Consider the following 15,553-nt stretch of genomic DNA (forward strand, 5'->3'; position numbering starts at 1 on the left):
CAGTCGCATCAGGTTACGCAATGTCGGTGGCAGGGACGATCACCGGCTCACCCGAGTCTCCGACCCGGACGAGCATGAACACGAACCGGCGGGCAGACTTGACGGGAGCGAGGATATCGGTCCGGCCCTGTTCGAAATAAGGTTCACCCATGCAGCAGCGACCGCTCGGCCGAAGCGGGCTGGCGGTTTCCCGGCTCGCGCTCGGCACCATGACGTGGGGCCGGGACACCGACGCCGACGACGCGGCCGCGCAACTGAAGAGTTACCTGGACGCCGGTGGCAACCTGATCGACACCGCCGACGTGTACGGCGACGGCGACGCCGAGTCGGTGATCGGCTCACTGCTGGGCACCCTGGTGCCCCGCGAGGAGCTGTTGATCGCGACGAAGGCCGGGCTCCGGCCGGGTGGCGGCCGCCGCCGGGACGGCTCCCGGGGGCACCTGTTGCGCACCCTGGACGCCTCACTGCGGCGCCTGGGCACCGATTACGTCGACCTGTTCCAGGTGCACGGCTACGACCCGCAGACCCCGCTGGAGGAGACTCTCGCGGCACTGGACCACGCGGTGGCCAGTGGTCGGGTGCGGTACGTCGGGGTGTCGAACTTCTCCGGCTGGCAGACCGCTCGGGCGGCGGCCTGGCAGGCGGCCTGGCCGGGCCGGGCGCCGGTGGTGGCCGCGCAGGTGGAGTACTCGTTGCTGGAGCGGGGGGTGGAGCGGGAGGTGCTGCCCGCCTGCGAGGCGCTCGGGCTGGGTGTGTTGCCCTGGTCGCCGTTGGGTCGGGGGGTGCTCACCGGCAAGTACCGCCACGGCCGCCCGGCGGACTCCCGGGCGGTATCGCCGCATTTCGAGCGGTTCGTCGCCACCTACCTGGAGCCGCGCTGCTCCAGCATCGTGGAGGCGGTGGCCACGGCGGCGGGCGGCCTCGGTGTCTCCCCGCTGGAGGTGGCGCTGGCCTGGATCCGGGACCGGCCGGGGGTGACCGCGCCGATTCTCGGCGCGCGCACCTCGGGGCAGCTGCTCGGGGCGCTCCAGGTGGAACGGATGACCCTGCCCGACGAGATCACCACGGCGCTGGACGACGTCTCCGCGCTGGAGGTCGGCTATCCGGAACGCGATGGTTGAGCGTCACCCGGCGAAGGGTGGCGCCGGGGCTCGCCGCTGGGCAGCATAGGCCCATGGACTACGAATACGCGCCGCTGCGGTTGCCGCCGAACGTCGACCGGTTGACCGCCGCGGCGCAGCTGGCGATCCAGGCCGAGTACTCCGGTTGGGAACTGGCCCGGGTGCGGCTGTTCCGGGACGGCACGCGGCAGGTGATGCTGCGCCGTCGACGGGTCAACCAGCCGCAGCCGGGCCTGTCGTACTGAGCCCCGCCGCCGCGCCGGTCGTGCCGGGACTCAGCCGCCGGGCCGGTCGGACCGGAACCACGGCCGGGCGCCGACCGGGAGCGGTCGAGCCGGCCCCGGTCGGCGTACCGTCACCCGGTCAGTGCACGTGGTCGTGCTCGTCGTCGAGTTCCAGGAACGGGTGCTCGTCGAGGCGACCGACCAGCCGGTCGTCGGGGCCCGGCTGGAACGGACCCACCGGGTCGTCGTCGGCGAAGGACTCCAGGTCGACCGGGGTGCCGACCTCGCTGACCATCACCACACCGTCGAGCGGCTCCAGTTCCGGCACGTCGAGCGCGCCGAGTGACCCGTCGCCGCTCTGCAGCAGTTCCAGCACCGCCTCGCCGACACCCTCCACCGGCGGCACCTCCTCGTCGCCGGGTACGCCCTCCCGGCGGGCCGCCTCGGCGACCCGGATCAGCGCGGAGACGCTTGGCACCCGGTAGTCACGACGCTGCCGTACGGAGATCACCTGCGGGTGCGGGTCGGTCGGCTCGGGCCCCTCGCCACCGCCGAACCGCTGGTCGGCCTCGTCCGGGTCGATGGAGTCGACGTCCCACGGGGTGACCTCGCCGAAGGCGTCCATGAGTTGCTCGTCGTAGGCGAACGACGCGTTGTTCAGCGCGACGTACGCCTGCCAGACGTCGTCGTCGTCGATCCGGCCCTGCGCGGCCCGGACGGCGGCGAGATGGTGACGGGCCGCTTCGATCACGCGCTCGAGGGCGGCGTCCAGCTCAGCGTGCTGGTCGGTCATGTGAGGCGTCCCCTTCACGAAGAATCCAGGATGTCGCGTCCACGGACGCGAAACAGTAGATCCGGCGTCCGACCGGACGCCGGTCAACAGGTACGCAGGAACCGGTCGAGAACCCGCACGCCGAACTGTAGTCCGTCCACCGGGACGCGCTCGTCGATGCCGTGGAACAGCGCCGAGAAGTTCAGGTCGGCCGGCAGCCGCAGTGGGGCGAACCCGAAGCAGCGGATGCCCAGCTGCGAGAACGCCTTCGCGTCGGTGCCACCGGAGAGCATGTAGGGCACCGGACGGGCTCCCGGGTCCTCGGCCCGTAGTGCGGCGGACATCGCCGCGACCAGTTCACCGTCGAAGGTGGTCTCCAGCGCCGGTTGCCGCTGGATGTACTCGATGGCGATGTCCGGGCCGATCAGCTCACGCAGCTGCTGCTCCAGCAGCTGCGACTGGCCGGGCAGGCTGCGGCAGTCGATGGTGGCGCTGGCCCGGCCGGGGATGACGTTGTCCTTGTAGCCGGCGGCGAGCCGGGTCGGATTGGCGGTGTTGCGGATGGTGGCGCCGATGATGTTGGCGATCGGGCCGAGCTTGGCGATGGCCGCCTCCGGGTCGTCCGGGTCCAGCTCGATGCCGAGCACCTCGGAGACCTCCTCCAGGAAGGCTCGTACGGTGTCGGTGACCACCACCGGGAAGCGGTGCCGGCCGATCCGGGCCACCGCCTCGGCCAGCGCGGTGACGGCGTTGTCGTCGTGCATCATCGAGCCGTGCCCCGGACGGCCCCGGGCGTGCAGCCGCAGCCAGTCGATGCCCTTCTGGGCGGTCTCGATGAGGTAGAGCCGCCGGTCCGCGTCCACCGTGTACGAGAACCCGCCGACCTCGCCGATGGCCTCGGTGCAGCCGTCGAAGAGGTCCGGGTGTCGGGTGGTCAGGAAGTGCGCGCCGTACTCGCTGCCCGCCTCCTCGTCCGCGGTGAACGCGAGCACGATGTCCCGTGGCGGGCGTACCCCGGTGCGCTGCCAGTCGCGCACCACCGCGAGGACCATGGCGTCGAAGTCCTTCATGTCGATGGCGCCGCGCCCCCATAGGTAGCCGTCGCGCAGCTCACCGGAGAACGGGTGCACCGACCACTCGTCGGCGTCGGCCGGCACGACGTCCAGGTGCCCGTGCACCAGCAACGCGCCCCGGTTGGGGTCGGTGCCGGGTATCCGGGCCACCACGTTGGCCCGGCCGGGCGCGGACTCGTGGACGACCGGGGTGATGCCGACGTCGGTGAGCTTCTCCGCGACGTACTCGGCCGCGCCGCGCTCGCCGGCGCTGGTGGCGTTGTCGCCGGTGTTCGTGGTGTCGATGCGCAGCAGGTCCCGGCACAGCTCGACGACCTCGTCGGTCGGTGCGGGGAGTGCGGCGTGGGCGTCGCTCGTCATCGTGCTTTCATATCAGCCCGACGTTTCGGTTCGGGTGGCCACGGGTACTGCCGCGCCTGCCCGACCCCGTCAACGTCACCCTGCCGCTGTGCCGTACGCCCAGGAGGCGACCATGTCCGTCCACCTGCCGCCGCTGCCGCCCACCCCCGGGGACGAGTACCAGCCCGCCGGGCGCAGCATCGCGGACCTCGTCGCCGAGGAGCACCGGCAGCTGCTGGAGTTGGCCCGACGGCTGACCGAGCCCGGACCGGACCCGAGGTACGGTCGCGATGTGCTGGTCGCCGCCCTGTCGCGGCACCTGTCCGGGGAGGAGCAGTACCTGCTGCCCGCCGTCCGGCACGCCGTCGAGGGCGCGAAACCTCTGGTCGACGAGGTGGTGGCCGGTGACGTCGAGTTGCTGCGGGCCCTGCGGGGGCTGACCGACGACGGGCTGCCCGACGTCGCCGCCCGGATCGAGGCGCACGCCCGTGCGGTCGACCCGCTGGTGCAGCGGCTCTGCGCGTCCGCCACCGAGGAGGAGCTGGTCCGGCTCGGCAACCGGCTGGAGATCGCCGAGGAGGCGGCACCGACCCGCCCGCACCCGGCGATCCCGCACCACGCGCCGTGGAACCGGATCGTCGAGCCGGCGGTCGGGTTGATCGACAAGGTTCGGGACGTACTCTCCGGTCGACACACGCGGTTGGACGAGCTGACCGAGCCACCACCTCGATGAGTTACCCACGCCACGTTCATGGTCGTTGATACGTCCGGGCACTACCGCAGGCTGCTCCGTGGCCCTACCTTCACGCTATGAATCTGGAGTTGCGCCACTTGAGAGTGGTCTGCGCCATCGCGGAGACGGGGAGCGTGACCAAGGCGGCCTCGACGCTCGGCCTGGCCCAGCCGGCGCTGACCGCCCAGCTCCAGCGGATCGAACGCACCCTCGGCGGGCCGCTGTTCGAGCGGGACCGACGTGGCGCGCGGCCGACCGCTCTCGGCGAGTTGGTGCTCGCGCGGGCCCGGGTGCTGCTGCCGGCGATGAAGGGTCTACAGGACGAGGCGGCCCGGCTGGCCGGGGCGGGCGACGCGCCCCGGCGGTACCGGTTCGGCGGCGTGAACAGCCCGATCCTGGGTCGGCTGGTGCACCGGTTGGCCGCCGAGCAACCGCAGGCACAGATCAGCACGCACGCCTCCTGGTCGGTCGACGAGCTGGCCCAGTTGGTCGCCGGTGGGCGGCTGGACTACGCGCTGACCGGGGTGTGCGGTGACTCGACACCGTCGGCGGACTACGGGCTGAGCTGGCGGGAGGTCGCCGTCGACCCGGTGATGGTGCTGCTGCCGGAGACCCACCCGTTGTCCGGGCGCGACGAGGTGGACCTGGCCGACCTGCGGCACGAGCAGTGGGTGGCGGCACCGGGGGACGGTTGCTTCGGCGACTGCTTCGCCGCGGCCTGCGCGCGGTCCGGGTTCACCCCGCGCAAGGTGTACGAGGCCGACGTGCGCAGCTGCATCGACCTGGTGGACGCCGGTGAGGCGGTGGCGCTGTGCCAGGCCACCTTCCGACCGGTCTCCGGCCTGGTGACCCGCCGGCTGGCCGGCACGCCGCTGCGCTGGCGACTGATGCTGGGCTGGCATCCCGAGTCGGCCGCCGCCCGGACGGCCGACCTGGTGCTGGAGACCGCCCTGGTCGCGTACACCGACGCGCTCGCGCCGCATCCGGCGTACCTGGCGTGGCTGCTGCGCAACCCGGCGTTCGGGGTACGCCGTCCGGCGCCCGTGGTGGCGGCTCCCTGGGTGCGAAGCGCCTGAGCCCGGGTAAGCGGCCGGTATGACCGACCTCTACCCCACCGCCGACGAGCGGGAACTGCTTCGTCAGGCCGCCGCCGCGCACACCGCCGCCGTCCGGGAGTCCGAGGCGTTCCTGCGCCGGTTGCCCGAGGTGCCCGGTCCCGCCGACCTGGCCGAGTACGCCAGTCTGCTCACCCGCGAGGAGCAGACCCGTGCCGACCGGCAGGCCGCCGCCGACGCCGCCGGGTTGGCCATCGCCAGTCTCGAAGCCGAGTAGCGCCGAGCGCACAGGCGGTCGTCCCCGGCGCGAGGCGGCGGCGCCGGGGACGACCGTGGCGGGTCAGCGTTCGACGAGCACGTCGTGACCCAGGTCGAGCAGGCTGTGCCGCCACTCGTCGTCGGCGTTGCCCCGATCGGGCTTGGCGGCGGTCAGCGACCGGATCCGCTCGACGGCGTCACGCATGACGTCGATGTCCTCCGGGGTCAGGTCGACCTTGCGTTTGCGCAGCACGGCGAGGATCTGTCGACCCGGCTCCGGCAGGTTCAGATCCGGGTCGGGGCCGAACGCCTGCTCACCGGAGCCCCGGGTCAGCAGCCACTGTCGCAGCTGCTCGGACGGCACGTTGACCTCGGCGTGGAAGTCCTCCCAGAGCACCTCCACCTCTGGGTCGAGTCGCTGCTCGCGTACCATCAGCCCTCCTCTGCCAGCGGCGGCCCGGACTCCTCCGGGCGCCCCTCGTCGGTCTGCCCGCCCAGCCCCTCCGGCGGCACCTGCACCCGGGCAGGGTTGGCCGTCGGTGGCGCCAGGATCGCCTCGGTCCGTTCCTGCTCGCGGGCCTCGTCCGGTTCGGTCATCGGTACCCCTTCGGTCAGCGGGGATGCGAGGTCGTCGCCCTGGCGTGGCCCCGGTCGGCCGACACGTCGAAGGCCAGTCGGCCGTCCCGGGCGTCGACGGTGACCCGCTGACCGGGTGAGACCTGCTGCTCCAGCAGCATCCGGGACAGCTGGTTGTCGACCTCCCGCTGGATCACCCGGCGCAGCGGTCGGGCACCGAACTCCGGCTGGTAGCCGTGCTCGGCGAGCCAGTCGATGCTGGCGGTGGTGAAGTCCACCTCGATGTCCTGCGCGTGCAGCCGACGACGGGTCTCCTCCAGCAGCAACTCGGTGATCTGGCGCAGCTGTTCGGCCTCCAGCCGACGGAAGATGATCACCTCGTCGATGCGGTTGAGGAACTCGGGCCGGAAGTTCTCCTGCAACCGCCGCATCAGCCGTTCCCGCAGTTCGTCGCTCTCCTGCGCGCCGCCCGGTTCGCCGGCGCCGAAGCCGACCGCCCGCTGCGAGCCGGTGATCAGCTCGGAGCCGATGTTGCTCGTCATGATCAGCACGGTGTTCTTGAAGTTGACCGTCCTGCCCTGGCTGTCGGTCAGCCGGCCGTCGTCGAGCACCTGCAACAGGATGTTGAACACGTCCGTGTGGGCCTTCTCGATCTCGTCGAGCAGCACCACCGCGTACGGGCGGCGACGGACCGCCTCGGTGAGCTGACCGGCCTCCTCGTAGCCGACGTAGCCGGGCGGAGCGCCGACCAGCCGACTGACCGTGTGTCGTTCCTGGAACTCGCTCATGTCCACCCGGACCATCCGGTCGGCCTCGCCGAACAGCGCCTCGGCCAACGCGCGGGCCAGTTCGGTCTTGCCGACGCCGGTGGGGCCGAGGAACAGGAAGCTGCCCATCGGGCGGTTCGGGTCGGCCAGGCCGGTCCGGGAGCGACGGACCGCCTCGGCGACCGCGGTGACCGCGTCGTCCTGCCCGACGACCTTCTCGTGCAGCTGACCCTCCAGCCGCAGCAGCCGGTCCCGTTCCTCCTCGGTGAGCTGGCTGGCCGGGATGCCGGTGGCCCGGGACACCACCTCGGCGATCTCCTCCGGCCCGACCTGCGGCACCTGGCTGCCGCTGCCGTCGTCGCCCCGGGCCCGCTGCACCTGCTGTTCCAGCTCGGTGACCCGGTCACGCAGCGCGGAGGCGCGTTCGTACTGTTCGTCGGCGACCGCCTGCTCCTTGTCCCGGCGTACCTCCTCAAGCTGTTGTTCCAGGTCCCGCACGTCGGCGTCGGGGGTGCGGGTACGCAGCCGGACCCGGGCGCCCGCCTGGTCGATCAGGTCGATCGCCTTGTCGGGGAGGAAGCGGTCGGTGACGTAGCGGTCGGACAGCTCCGCGGCGGCCACCAGCGCCTCGTCGGTGAAGCGCACCTGGTGGTGCGCCTCGTAGCGGTCCCGCAGTCCACGCAGGATGGCCACGGTGTCCTCGACGGCCGGCTCGGGTACGAACACCGGCTGGAACCGGCGGGCCAACGCGGCGTCCTTCTCGATGGTGCGCCGGTACTCGTCGAGGGTCGTCGCGCCGATCACCCGCAGTTCGCCACGGGCCAACGCCGGTTTGAGCATGTTGGACGCGTCCATGCCGCCCTCGCTGCCCGCGCCGCCCGCGCCGACCAGGGTGTGGATCTCGTCCAGGAAGATGATCAGCTCCTCCCGGTGGGTCCGGATCTCGTCGATCACCTTCTTCAGCCGTTCCTCGAAGTCGCCCCGGTAACGGGTGCCGGCGACCAGTCCGGCCAGGTCCAGCTGGATCACCCGCTTGCCGAGCAACGTCTGCGGCACGTCCCCGTCGCAGATCCGCTCCGCCAGACCCTCCACGATCGCGGTCTTGCCGACGCCCGCCTCACCGATGAGCACCGGGTTGTTCTTGGTACGCCGGGACAGGATCTCCACCGCCTGCTCGATCTCGTCGGCCCGCCCGATCACCGGGTCGATCTGGTCGTTGTGGGCCAGCTCGGTGAGGTCCTGGCCGTACTGGTCGAGCGTCGGCGTGCCCCGGTCGGGGCGGGGGCCACCGGCCTGACCGCGTTCGGCGTTGGCGGCCTGGAGGGACTCCGGCTGGATCCGGCCGGCGGCGAGCATCCGGCCGGCGGGCGACTCGGGGTTCAACGGCAGGGCCATCAGGATGTGCTCGGGCCCGATGTAGTTGGCGCCCATCGCCCGGGACAGCTGGTGTGCGTCGAGCAACGCCCGCTTGGCCGCCGGGGTCAGCGACAGGTTCGGCGGGACCTCGCCCTGCGGCGCGCCGTTGCCCCGGCCACCCAGGGCGTTGACCAGGGTGTCCGGGTCCGCGCCCGCCCGACGGACCAGGTCCCGCAGCGGCTCGCGCTGCAACGCCGCCCAGAGCAGGTGGTCGGTGTCCAGGTCGTTGCTCTGCTTCTGGGCGGCCCGCCGCGCCGCGTCGGCCAGCATCTCCCGGGCGTCGGCGGTCATCAGCCGGGTGATGTCGACCCGGTGCGCGGGGCGTCGCCCACCCTCGCCCCGACCGAAGTACCGCGCCAGGAACTCGTCCCACGGGTCGGAGCCGAAGTCACCGGGTCCCATCATGTCTGTCCTCCGCGGTCGGGCGCGAGCCGGTCGGCACGGGCTACCCAGCCCTCGGCCGGACAAACGCCACCACCCGGCACCGGGCTCGGCGCGGCGACCCGGCAGGTCACCCGCACCGATGGCAGGGTTGACCGATGGAACCGACACCGCTGCTGATCGTGGACGCCGCCAACGTGGTCGGATCACGCCCGAACGGATGGTGGCGCGACCGGCCCGGGGCCACCGCCCGGCTGCGGGACACGCTCGTCCCGGTGGGCGACCGAGGTCTGCCGCCGGACCTGCCACCACCGGTCGAGGTGGTGCTGGTGGTGGAGGGCGCGGCCCGCGACGTGCCGGGCGTCGAGGGGGTACGGGTGGTGTCCGCCGCCGGTTCCGGCGACGACGCCGTGGTCGATCTGGTGGCCCACGCCGGGCCCCGGCGCCGGGTGGTGGTGACCGCCGACCGCGAGCTGCGGGAGCGGGTCACCGCACACGGGGCCGAGGTGTACGGACCCCGGTGGCTGACCAGCGGTGGCGGTGAGTGATCATCCGCCCACCGGTCCCACGAATCGGACCGGGGGCGTCTTGTGTCGACAACCGGTCAACGGGGCAGGAACACTGACAGGGCAGTTGTACTGTCCCCTACCGGCATAGGCTCTAATGGAGTCCTCCCCGCCCCCAGGAGGTTCCGCGTGGCGAGCGTCGCCGAGCTCAAGGCAGCCATCGATGTCGCACTCCAGCAGATCGGTGACGGCCAGAGCGCCGTGCAGGCCGCCGGCGAGAAACTCGCCGAGGCGCAGCAGACACTCGCCGGAGCCCTGGAGGGCAGCGGCCACACCACGGTCGAGGCGGCCCAGGCGTCGCTGACCCAGGCCGCCCAGGAGCTGGAGGAATGCCTCGCCGCGACGCTCGTCGCGGTCGAGCAGGCCCAGCAGTACGTCTCGACGCTGTAGGGGCCGGGCGTGTCCATCGTCGAGGAGGTCGGCGCACAGGTCCGCGCCGCCGCCGAGGAACTGCCGCTGGGGCTGTTGGGGCAGGCGCTGGAGAAGTTCGCGCTGGCCAGTGAACGGCTGCGCTGGGTGCGTCAGGAGTCGGCCAACCCGCTGGGGGTGCCGGAGCTGTCCGCCGCCACCGAGCACGCGGAGACCGCCGGCTACGCGCTGCGGCTGGCCCAGGAGCAACTGACCGCGTACCTGGCCGCGATCGGGCTGGCTCCCGACGGTGCGCCGCCGGCCGCCGGGCAGCCGCAGCGCAAGCCGGTCCACGACGCGCCCGGAGCGGCCGAGCCGGTGGCCGCCGCACCCGAGCCGCCCGGCGAGGTGCGGCTGCGCCGCTGGTGGTCGGTGCGGGTGGCCGAGCTGACCGGTGGACGGGAGGGCCCGGCGGAGCAGCCCGACGAGCGCATCGCCGACTCCCAGGAGCTGTTGCGCCGGGTGGTACGCGGCGTCCGGGCCGGTGACCGTGACCGGCTGCACCGCGACCTGCGCGGCGCACACGCCGACGTCGGCCTCGGATTGGCCGCCGTGGCCCCACCGCTGCTGCGCCACCTCGCCAGCGAGCTGCTCGGTCATCCGCCGCGCGGTGACGACCTGCCCCGGTTGCACCGCGAACTGGACGGCCGGGTCCGCGACCTGCTGCCCGGCCTGCCGCCGCCGGTGTTGGACACCCTGCTCAGCCGGGTCTGCCGGATGCCGCCCCCACGCCGTGGCGAGGGCGAACAGCCGCACGCCGCCGACCCGGCGGTCACCGCCGGGGTGCTCACCGGCGTCCTGCTCGACCGTCTCGGACGGGACCTGCCGACCGAGGCCGACCGGGCCGCCGCAGGCGGAGCGTCCGGTGGCCGACCGGCCGGGCACGGCGACGCGCCGAAGCCTGAGCGTCCGACCGGGTCGACCGGTTCCGGAGGCGGTCACGCGACACCGTGGGCCGGGACACCGACCCGGCCCGCGGCCGGGGACGGACCCGTCGGCCGGCCGAGGCGCGGGATCAATGGCTGACCGGCGCAGCCAGCTGGTCACCCGGGTCCGGGAACTGCTCGCCGAGGCACTCGGCGCGTCCCGGGAACGGTCGACCGCCGCCCAGGTGGCACTGACCGCCGCCCGCGAACGGGCGGTGCGGATACGTCGGGCCGCCGCCGCCGTACCGGAGCGGGTCGGCGCCGAACGCGACCGTCGCCTCGCCGAGATCGACTCCCGGCACGCGGCACGGTTGGCGGTGCTGGCCCGGGAGGCGGCCGAGGCGGCGGCCCGGGAGGCACCCGGCGCGGGTTCGGCGGACTGGCCCGAGTGGCGTCCCAGCCCGGCCGAGCGCGCCGAACCGCCCGGCGCGGCGCGGATCGGGACCGTCCGGCTGGCCGGCACCGATCCGGTGCCGGCGCTGGTGGCGCTGCTCGACGCCGGGCATGTGGCGCTCGACGGTGACGCCGACGGGTGCGCGGCGGTGGTTTCCGCGCTGCTGTTGCGCAGCCTGGGTCGAGCCGCGCCGGGCACGGTACGACTCGTCGGCTACGACCCGGACCGGCTCGGTGGCGGGCTGGCCGGATTCGCCCCGCTGGGCCCGGCCGGGTTGCTCACCTTCGTCGGCCCCGGTGGCCTGGGCCGACTGCTCGACGACCTGGTGGAGCAGATCCGCCGGATCAACGAGACCGTGCTGGCCGGCGAGCACGCCTCGTTGCGTGACCTGGCCGCCGCGACGGGACGTCGCCCGGAGCCGTGGCGGGTCGCCGTGCTGCTCGGCGGCGAGGAGCTGTCCCGGCACGAACGCGGCCAGCTCGACCGGGTGGTGCGGGCCGGGGCCGCCTGCGGCGTACACGTGATCGTGCGGGGTGTGCCGATACCCGACGAACCGTCGGTGACCCGGGTGACGGTGACCGCCGACGACGCCTGGATCGGCCACCTGCCGGTGCGGCTCGATCCGCCCCCGCCGGCCGCCCTGGTCACCGAGACCTGCCGGGGCATCGCCTCGGTGGTCAGCGCCGGGCCGGCGCCCACCCCGTTCACCGACCTGCTGCCGCCGCCCGACCAGATGTGGCGGGAGGACTCGGCGACCGGGCTGACCGCGCCGATCGGTGAGGGTCCGGACGGTCGACCGGTGCTGCTCACCCTCGGCGACTATCCACCACACGCGTTGATCGGGGGGCCTTCGGGCACCGGGAAGACGAACCTGATCTTCGCGTGGATCGGCTCTCTCGCGGCCCGCTACTCCCCCGCCGAGCTGGAGTTCTACCTGCTGGACTTCAAGGAGGGGGTGTCCTTCGCCCGGTTCGCGCAGGGGCGGCGGGATCCGAGTTGGCTGCCGCACATGCGGCTGGTCGGCATCAACGTCAACACCGACCGGGAGTTCGGCCTGGCGCTGCTGCGGTTCCTCACCGAGGAACTGCGTCGACGGGCGGACGCGGCCAAGAAACACGAGGTCACCAAGCTGGCCGAGCTGCGGGCGGTGGATCCGACCGGGCACTGGCCACGCATCGTCGCGGTGGTCGACGAGTTCCAGATGTTGCTGGCCGGCCGCGACGCGGTCGCCCGCGAGGCGGCCGACCTGCTGGAGGACCTGGCCCGCCGGGGCCGCTCGCAGGGCATCCATCTGGTGCTGGCCTCGCAGGACGTACGCGGCATCGAGGCGCTGTGGGGCCGCCCCGCGCTGGTCGCCCAGTTCACCTTGCGGATCGCGTTGCCGAAGGCGCTGCGCATCCTCGCCGAACGCAACGACGCCGCCCAGTCGCTGCCCAAGTTCCACGCGGTGGTCAACGCCGAGTCGGGCCTGACCGAGGGCAACGAGGTGGCCCGGATCCCGTCGGCCGGAGACTGGGAAACCTGGAGCGAGCTTCAGCACCGGCTGTGGCGGATGCGTCCGGCCGAGGCGTCCCCCGCCCGACTCTTCGACGGCGACGCGATTCCCCGGCTGGCCGACGCGCCGGACTTCCGGGCGCTGCGGGCCCCGGAGGTCGGTACGCCCCGAGGACCGGTCGCCCTGCTCGGCGAGATCATCGACGTGCAGGCCCGTTCCGCGGCGCTGCGCCTGCCCCGGGCCCCGGGCCGCAACCTGGCCGTCCTGGGCACCCGGGTCGACGAGGCGTGCGCGGTGCTGGACGCGGCGGCCCGCTCGCTGGCCCGCCAGCACCGTCCCGGCAGCGCCCGCTTCTCGATCGCCTGCCTGGACCCGGACGCCGACCCGGCGGCCCGGGCCCTCTACGAGGATCTCGCCGACGACGCCGCCTGGTACGACGAGGAGACCGTGGCCGAGTTGATGGCCGAGACGGCCGACGCCCTGGGTGCGCCCGGCGGCACCGGAGCACCCCACTACCTGCTGCTGTTCGCCGTCGACGCGGCAGCCGGAACCCTCGCCGCCCGCACCGGACGGGCCACCGGGCTGGAGAACCTGCGCCGGATCCTGCACGACGGGCCGGAGCGGCGCACCCACGTGCTGGCCTGGTGGCGCGGGGTGGCCCGGATGCGCGCCGACCTGGGCGGCACCGGCGCCCGCACCGATCAGATCGGTGCCTGGGTGGCGTTGGACACCCACGGTGGAGAACTCGGCCCGTCGCTGTACCCGGGCAACACGGGACCGGACTGGTATCCCCGCCCGTGGCGGGGGCTCTTCTTCGACCGGGCGGTGCACCGGACCGGGCAGACCATCATCCCCTACGGACCGGCCCGATGAACGAACCGGCCACCAGCCAGACCTACCACGCCCAGCTCCGGCGGCTCGCCGAGTTGACGGCCCGGGTGCGGGAGCAGCGCGCCGAGGCGCAGCAGTGGTACGAGCAGCAGTGCGCGGCGGCGGACCGGGCGGTGGCCGAGTCCGCCGACGAGGTGAACCGGGCCGAGCGGGAACTGCTCGCCGCCCGCCAGGCCCAGGAGCGGGTGGAGGCCGAGGCGGCAGTGCTCTGGCAGGAGTTGAACTCCCGGCTGGGCGGCGGCGGGCGACGTGCCGGGGCACCCCCGACTCCCGCCCCGGAGGCCACCGGTGATCCGGCCGTGCTGCTGGAGGGGGTACGCGATCTGCTGCGCCGCACCCGGCAACCCGGCGAACTGCCGGGCAACGTCAACCCGCTGCTGGCGTTGTGCGGGGTCCTCGGCGCGATGGTGGCGTACGCGCTGGGCGCGCTCGTGCGCGCCCTCGGCGCACGCGACGACGGTGACCTGGCCGTCGGCCTGCCGGTGTTGGCCCTGGTGGTGACGCTGCTCGGGCCGGTGCTGGGCCTGATCCCGGCCCGTGTGATCGCCGATCGCCAGCACGCCGTGCTGAGCCCACGTCCCGTCCTCATCGTGGTGATCGCCGGGTTGACCACCACTCTCCTCCTGTTGACCCTGCCCCTGCCCTGAAGGGCAGGGGCAGGGTTTGCTCAGGCGGGGACCAGGGCGGCCTCGCGCAGCAGACGACGGGTGAGGGTACGGCGGTCGGCGTCGCTGTCGAGGCCGGGGAGGTCACCGACGCGGATCGCCTGACCGGCGAGCAGGGCCCGCACCGCGGGCTCGCACTGCGCGGGGAGGCTGATGGTCCGGTCGAACAGGCGTAGCGTCACCCGCGCCCCCTCGGCGACGAGCTGCCAGCGCAGCCCCGGACGGGCCGTGACGACGCTGTCGGCGGTCAGCGCGGTGATCGCGGCGGCCTGGGCCATCGGGCGGATCGGTGCCGGTCGCGACGCCGACCAGGCCCGCCGACGCAGTCGGGCGGCCACCGCCGCCGGGTCGGCTCGCAGCAGCCACTCCCGTAGTGCCTCGACCGTCTCGGTCAACTCCGGTTCGATGGCGTCCGGGTCGGCCACGTCAGTGCCGAACGGCAGGGTCGCCCGCAGCCGCTGATCCTCGGCGGCCAACGCAAGCAGTTCCTCGACCAGCGCGTACCGGGTCAGCGCCCGGATGCCGACGGTCAGGTGCAGTGAGCTGGACTCCTGGGCCTGGGCGCTGTGCAGCCACCCCCGGGGCAGGTAGAGCGCGTCGCCCGGTTCCAGCACCACGTCGAGCGCGGCCGGGCCCTGCGCGGTCGCGGCGACCTCGTCGGCCCGGCCGCCCCACGGCTGCCGCTCCAGCGGGTCGGGCAGCACCGGCGGGTGGATCCGCCAGTGTTTGCGGCCGTCGACCTGGAGCACGAAGACGTCGTGGGTGTCGTAGTGGGTGGCGAAGCCCTGGCTGTCCGGAGGGGTCAGATAGGCGTTGACCTGCAACGGCTGGCCGACGGCCAGACTCAGGTCCCGGGTGAAGTCGATCAGCGCCGGCCAGGTGCGGTGCAACCCTTGCAGGACCAGGGTGGCGCCGTCGGCGTACAGCTGGAGGACCTTCTCGTCGAGAACCTGGTCGTCGATCTCGGCGCCGGCACCGCCACCGCCGGTGTACCGGCCCGCCGGCAGCACCTGGCCGTCCTTGGCCACCCGCAGGAAGGGGGTACGCAGGCCACGCCGGCTGAGCAGTTCGTCGGCGTCGGCGGGGCTGAGCAGGTCGGTGAAGCCGGCCGGGTTGGGCAGCTCGGCCGCGCGGGAGAGCAGCGGAGTACGCCCCCAGTGCGCGGCGGCGAACTTCTCCGCCTCCACGCTGACGCAGCGGGCCAGGGCGGCAACAGCCGATTCCCGCTCGGCGGGCTCGTCGCGGACGGGCACGTTCGCGGACGGAGACGGAACCGCCGGGCGGCCGTGGCCGCCCGGCGGGTCGAGACGCGTCATGGCGGCCCGTTACCGCGCGGCGCCGTCGGCGCCGCCGTCGTGCTGACCCGGGGTCGCACCACCGTCGGCCGGGCCTTCGGCACTGCCGTCAGCGCCGCCGTCGTGCTGACCCGGGGTCGCACCACCGTCGGCCGGGCCTTCGGCACTGCCGTCAGCGCCGCCGTCGTGCTGACCCGG

Annotated in this window: 16 protein-coding genes; 10 read left to right on the forward strand and 6 right to left on the reverse strand. The window is 73.5% G+C overall.

The genetic code is table 11. The features are described 5' to 3' along the window. Positions 1-149: 149 nt before the first annotated feature. Positions 150-1,121, forward strand: a complete 972-nt coding sequence (locus FF096_RS10505) for an aldo/keto reductase (protein WP_155216731.1) — start codon at positions 150-152, stop codon at positions 1,119-1,121. A 53-nt stretch (positions 1,122-1,174) separates the two neighbouring features. Then, positions 1,175-1,366, forward strand: a complete 192-nt coding sequence (locus FF096_RS10510) for a DUF5703 family protein (protein WP_093402794.1) — start codon at positions 1,175-1,177, stop codon at positions 1,364-1,366. A 118-nt stretch (positions 1,367-1,484) separates the two neighbouring features. Here the strand turns inward: FF096_RS10510 and FF096_RS10515 are convergent, their stop codons facing one another. Continuing rightward, complete coding sequence (locus FF096_RS10515) at positions 1,485-2,138, reverse strand: hypothetical protein (protein ID WP_155216733.1); 654 nt, start codon at positions 2,136-2,138, stop codon at positions 1,485-1,487. Between the two features lie 83 nt (positions 2,139-2,221). Further along, a complete protein-coding gene (locus FF096_RS10520) occupies positions 2,222-3,550 on the reverse strand; it encodes a M20/M25/M40 family metallo-hydrolase (RefSeq protein ID WP_155216735.1) in 1,329 nt (442 codons plus the stop codon). An 88-nt stretch (positions 3,551-3,638) separates the two neighbouring features. Here FF096_RS10520 and FF096_RS10525 point away from each other — a divergent pair, with 88 nt between their 5' ends. The 3 genes from FF096_RS10525 (at position 3,639) to FF096_RS10535 (ending at position 5,594) form a co-directional block, all read left to right on the forward strand. Next, positions 3,639-4,262: a hemerythrin domain-containing protein gene (locus FF096_RS10525; RefSeq protein ID WP_309223042.1), complete on the forward strand. Its 624-nt coding sequence runs from the start codon at positions 3,639-3,641 to the stop codon at positions 4,260-4,262. A gap of 77 nt (positions 4,263-4,339) precedes the next feature. Next, positions 4,340-5,338, forward strand: a complete 999-nt coding sequence (locus FF096_RS10530; RefSeq protein ID WP_155216737.1) for a LysR family transcriptional regulator — start codon at positions 4,340-4,342, stop codon at positions 5,336-5,338. Between the two features lie 19 nt (positions 5,339-5,357). Next, positions 5,358-5,594: a hypothetical protein gene (locus FF096_RS10535; protein ID WP_155216739.1), complete on the forward strand. Its 237-nt coding sequence runs from the start codon at positions 5,358-5,360 to the stop codon at positions 5,592-5,594. Positions 5,595-5,657: 63 nt separating this feature from the next. On the opposite strand, the gene FF096_RS10540 is transcribed toward FF096_RS10535, so the two are convergent. Genes FF096_RS10540 through FF096_RS10550 form a run of 3 tightly spaced genes read right to left on the reverse strand, consistent with a single transcriptional unit; the run spans position 5,658 to position 8,739 of the window. After that, a complete protein-coding gene (locus tag FF096_RS10540; RefSeq protein WP_155216741.1) occupies positions 5,658-6,008 on the reverse strand; it encodes a DUF3140 domain-containing protein in 351 nt (116 codons plus the stop codon). After that, entirely contained in the window at positions 6,008-6,172 is a 165-nt protein-coding gene (locus FF096_RS10545) for a hypothetical protein (RefSeq protein WP_155216743.1), read from the reverse strand. Before FF096_RS10545 ends, FF096_RS10540 begins: the two co-directional genes overlap by 1 nt. Positions 6,173-6,186: 14 nt before the next feature. Beyond that, positions 6,187-8,739, reverse strand: a complete 2,553-nt coding sequence (locus tag FF096_RS10550; RefSeq protein WP_155216744.1) for an ATP-dependent Clp protease ATP-binding subunit — start codon at positions 8,737-8,739, stop codon at positions 6,187-6,189. A 134-nt stretch (positions 8,740-8,873) separates the two neighbouring features. Between FF096_RS10550 and FF096_RS10555 the strand changes: the two genes are divergently transcribed. The 5 genes from FF096_RS10555 to FF096_RS10575 all read left to right on the forward strand — a co-directional run bounded on the left by FF096_RS10555 (position 8,874) and on the right by FF096_RS10575 (position 14,042). Beyond that, the gene (locus FF096_RS10555) at positions 8,874-9,263 is read left to right on the forward strand and encodes a hypothetical protein (protein WP_155216746.1); all 390 of its coding nucleotides are present in this window, start codon (positions 8,874-8,876) and stop codon (positions 9,261-9,263) included. Between the two features lie 147 nt (positions 9,264-9,410). Continuing rightward, positions 9,411-9,671, forward strand: coding sequence for a hypothetical protein (locus FF096_RS10560; protein ID WP_309223043.1), 261 nt, complete (start codon positions 9,411-9,413; stop codon positions 9,669-9,671). Positions 9,672-9,680: 9 nt separating this feature from the next. Then, positions 9,681-10,715, forward strand: a complete 1,035-nt coding sequence (locus FF096_RS10565) for a hypothetical protein (RefSeq protein WP_309223044.1) — start codon at positions 9,681-9,683, stop codon at positions 10,713-10,715. Next, entirely contained in the window at positions 10,708-13,377 is a 2,670-nt protein-coding gene (locus FF096_RS10570) for an FtsK/SpoIIIE domain-containing protein (protein WP_155216749.1), read from the forward strand. The genes FF096_RS10565 and FF096_RS10570 overlap by 8 nt, the downstream gene beginning before the upstream one ends. Further along, complete coding sequence (locus FF096_RS10575; RefSeq protein ID WP_155216751.1) at positions 13,374-14,042, forward strand: hypothetical protein; 669 nt, start codon at positions 13,374-13,376, stop codon at positions 14,040-14,042. The genes FF096_RS10570 and FF096_RS10575 overlap by 4 nt, the downstream gene beginning before the upstream one ends. 20 nt (positions 14,043-14,062) lie before the next feature. On the opposite strand, the gene FF096_RS10580 is transcribed toward FF096_RS10575, so the two are convergent. Next, positions 14,063-15,376, reverse strand: coding sequence for a cupin domain-containing protein (locus tag FF096_RS10580; protein ID WP_155216753.1), 1,314 nt, complete (start codon positions 15,374-15,376; stop codon positions 14,063-14,065). Between the last annotated feature and the right edge of the window lie 177 nt (positions 15,377-15,553).

Source organism: Micromonospora sp. CP22 (genome assembly GCF_009712475.1).
In the GTDB taxonomy this organism is placed as follows: Bacteria; Actinomycetota; Actinomycetes; order Mycobacteriales; family Micromonosporaceae; genus Micromonospora.

Bases quoted from the DNA above. Each gene is read 5' to 3' on its own strand.
- FF096_RS10505 (WP_155216731.1), top strand. From the start codon at position 150: ATGCAGCAGCGACCGCTCGGCCGAAGCGGGCTGGCGGTTTCCCGGCTC.
- FF096_RS10510 (WP_093402794.1), top strand. From the start codon at position 1,175: ATGGACTACGAATACGCGCCGCTGCGGTTGCCGCCGAACGTCGACCGG.
- FF096_RS10515 (WP_155216733.1), bottom strand. From the start codon at position 2,138: ATGACCGACCAGCACGCTGAGCTGGACGCCGCCCTCGAGCGCGTGATC.
- FF096_RS10520 (WP_155216735.1), bottom strand. From the start codon at position 3,550: ATGACGAGCGACGCCCACGCCGCACTCCCCGCACCGACCGACGAGGTC.
- FF096_RS10530 (WP_155216737.1), top strand. From the start codon at position 4,340: ATGAATCTGGAGTTGCGCCACTTGAGAGTGGTCTGCGCCATCGCGGAG.
- FF096_RS10535 (WP_155216739.1), top strand. From the start codon at position 5,358: ATGACCGACCTCTACCCCACCGCCGACGAGCGGGAACTGCTTCGTCAG.
- FF096_RS10540 (WP_155216741.1), bottom strand. From the start codon at position 6,008: ATGGTACGCGAGCAGCGACTCGACCCAGAGGTGGAGGTGCTCTGGGAG.
- FF096_RS10545 (WP_155216743.1), bottom strand. From the start codon at position 6,172: ATGACCGAACCGGACGAGGCCCGCGAGCAGGAACGGACCGAGGCGATC.
- FF096_RS10550 (WP_155216744.1), bottom strand. From the start codon at position 8,739: ATGATGGGACCCGGTGACTTCGGCTCCGACCCGTGGGACGAGTTCCTG.
- FF096_RS10555 (WP_155216746.1), top strand. From the start codon at position 8,874: ATGGAACCGACACCGCTGCTGATCGTGGACGCCGCCAACGTGGTCGGA.
- FF096_RS10570 (WP_155216749.1), top strand. From the start codon at position 10,708: ATGGCTGACCGGCGCAGCCAGCTGGTCACCCGGGTCCGGGAACTGCTC.
- FF096_RS10575 (WP_155216751.1), top strand. From the start codon at position 13,374: ATGAACGAACCGGCCACCAGCCAGACCTACCACGCCCAGCTCCGGCGG.
- FF096_RS10580 (WP_155216753.1), bottom strand. From the start codon at position 15,376: ATGACGCGTCTCGACCCGCCGGGCGGCCACGGCCGCCCGGCGGTTCCG.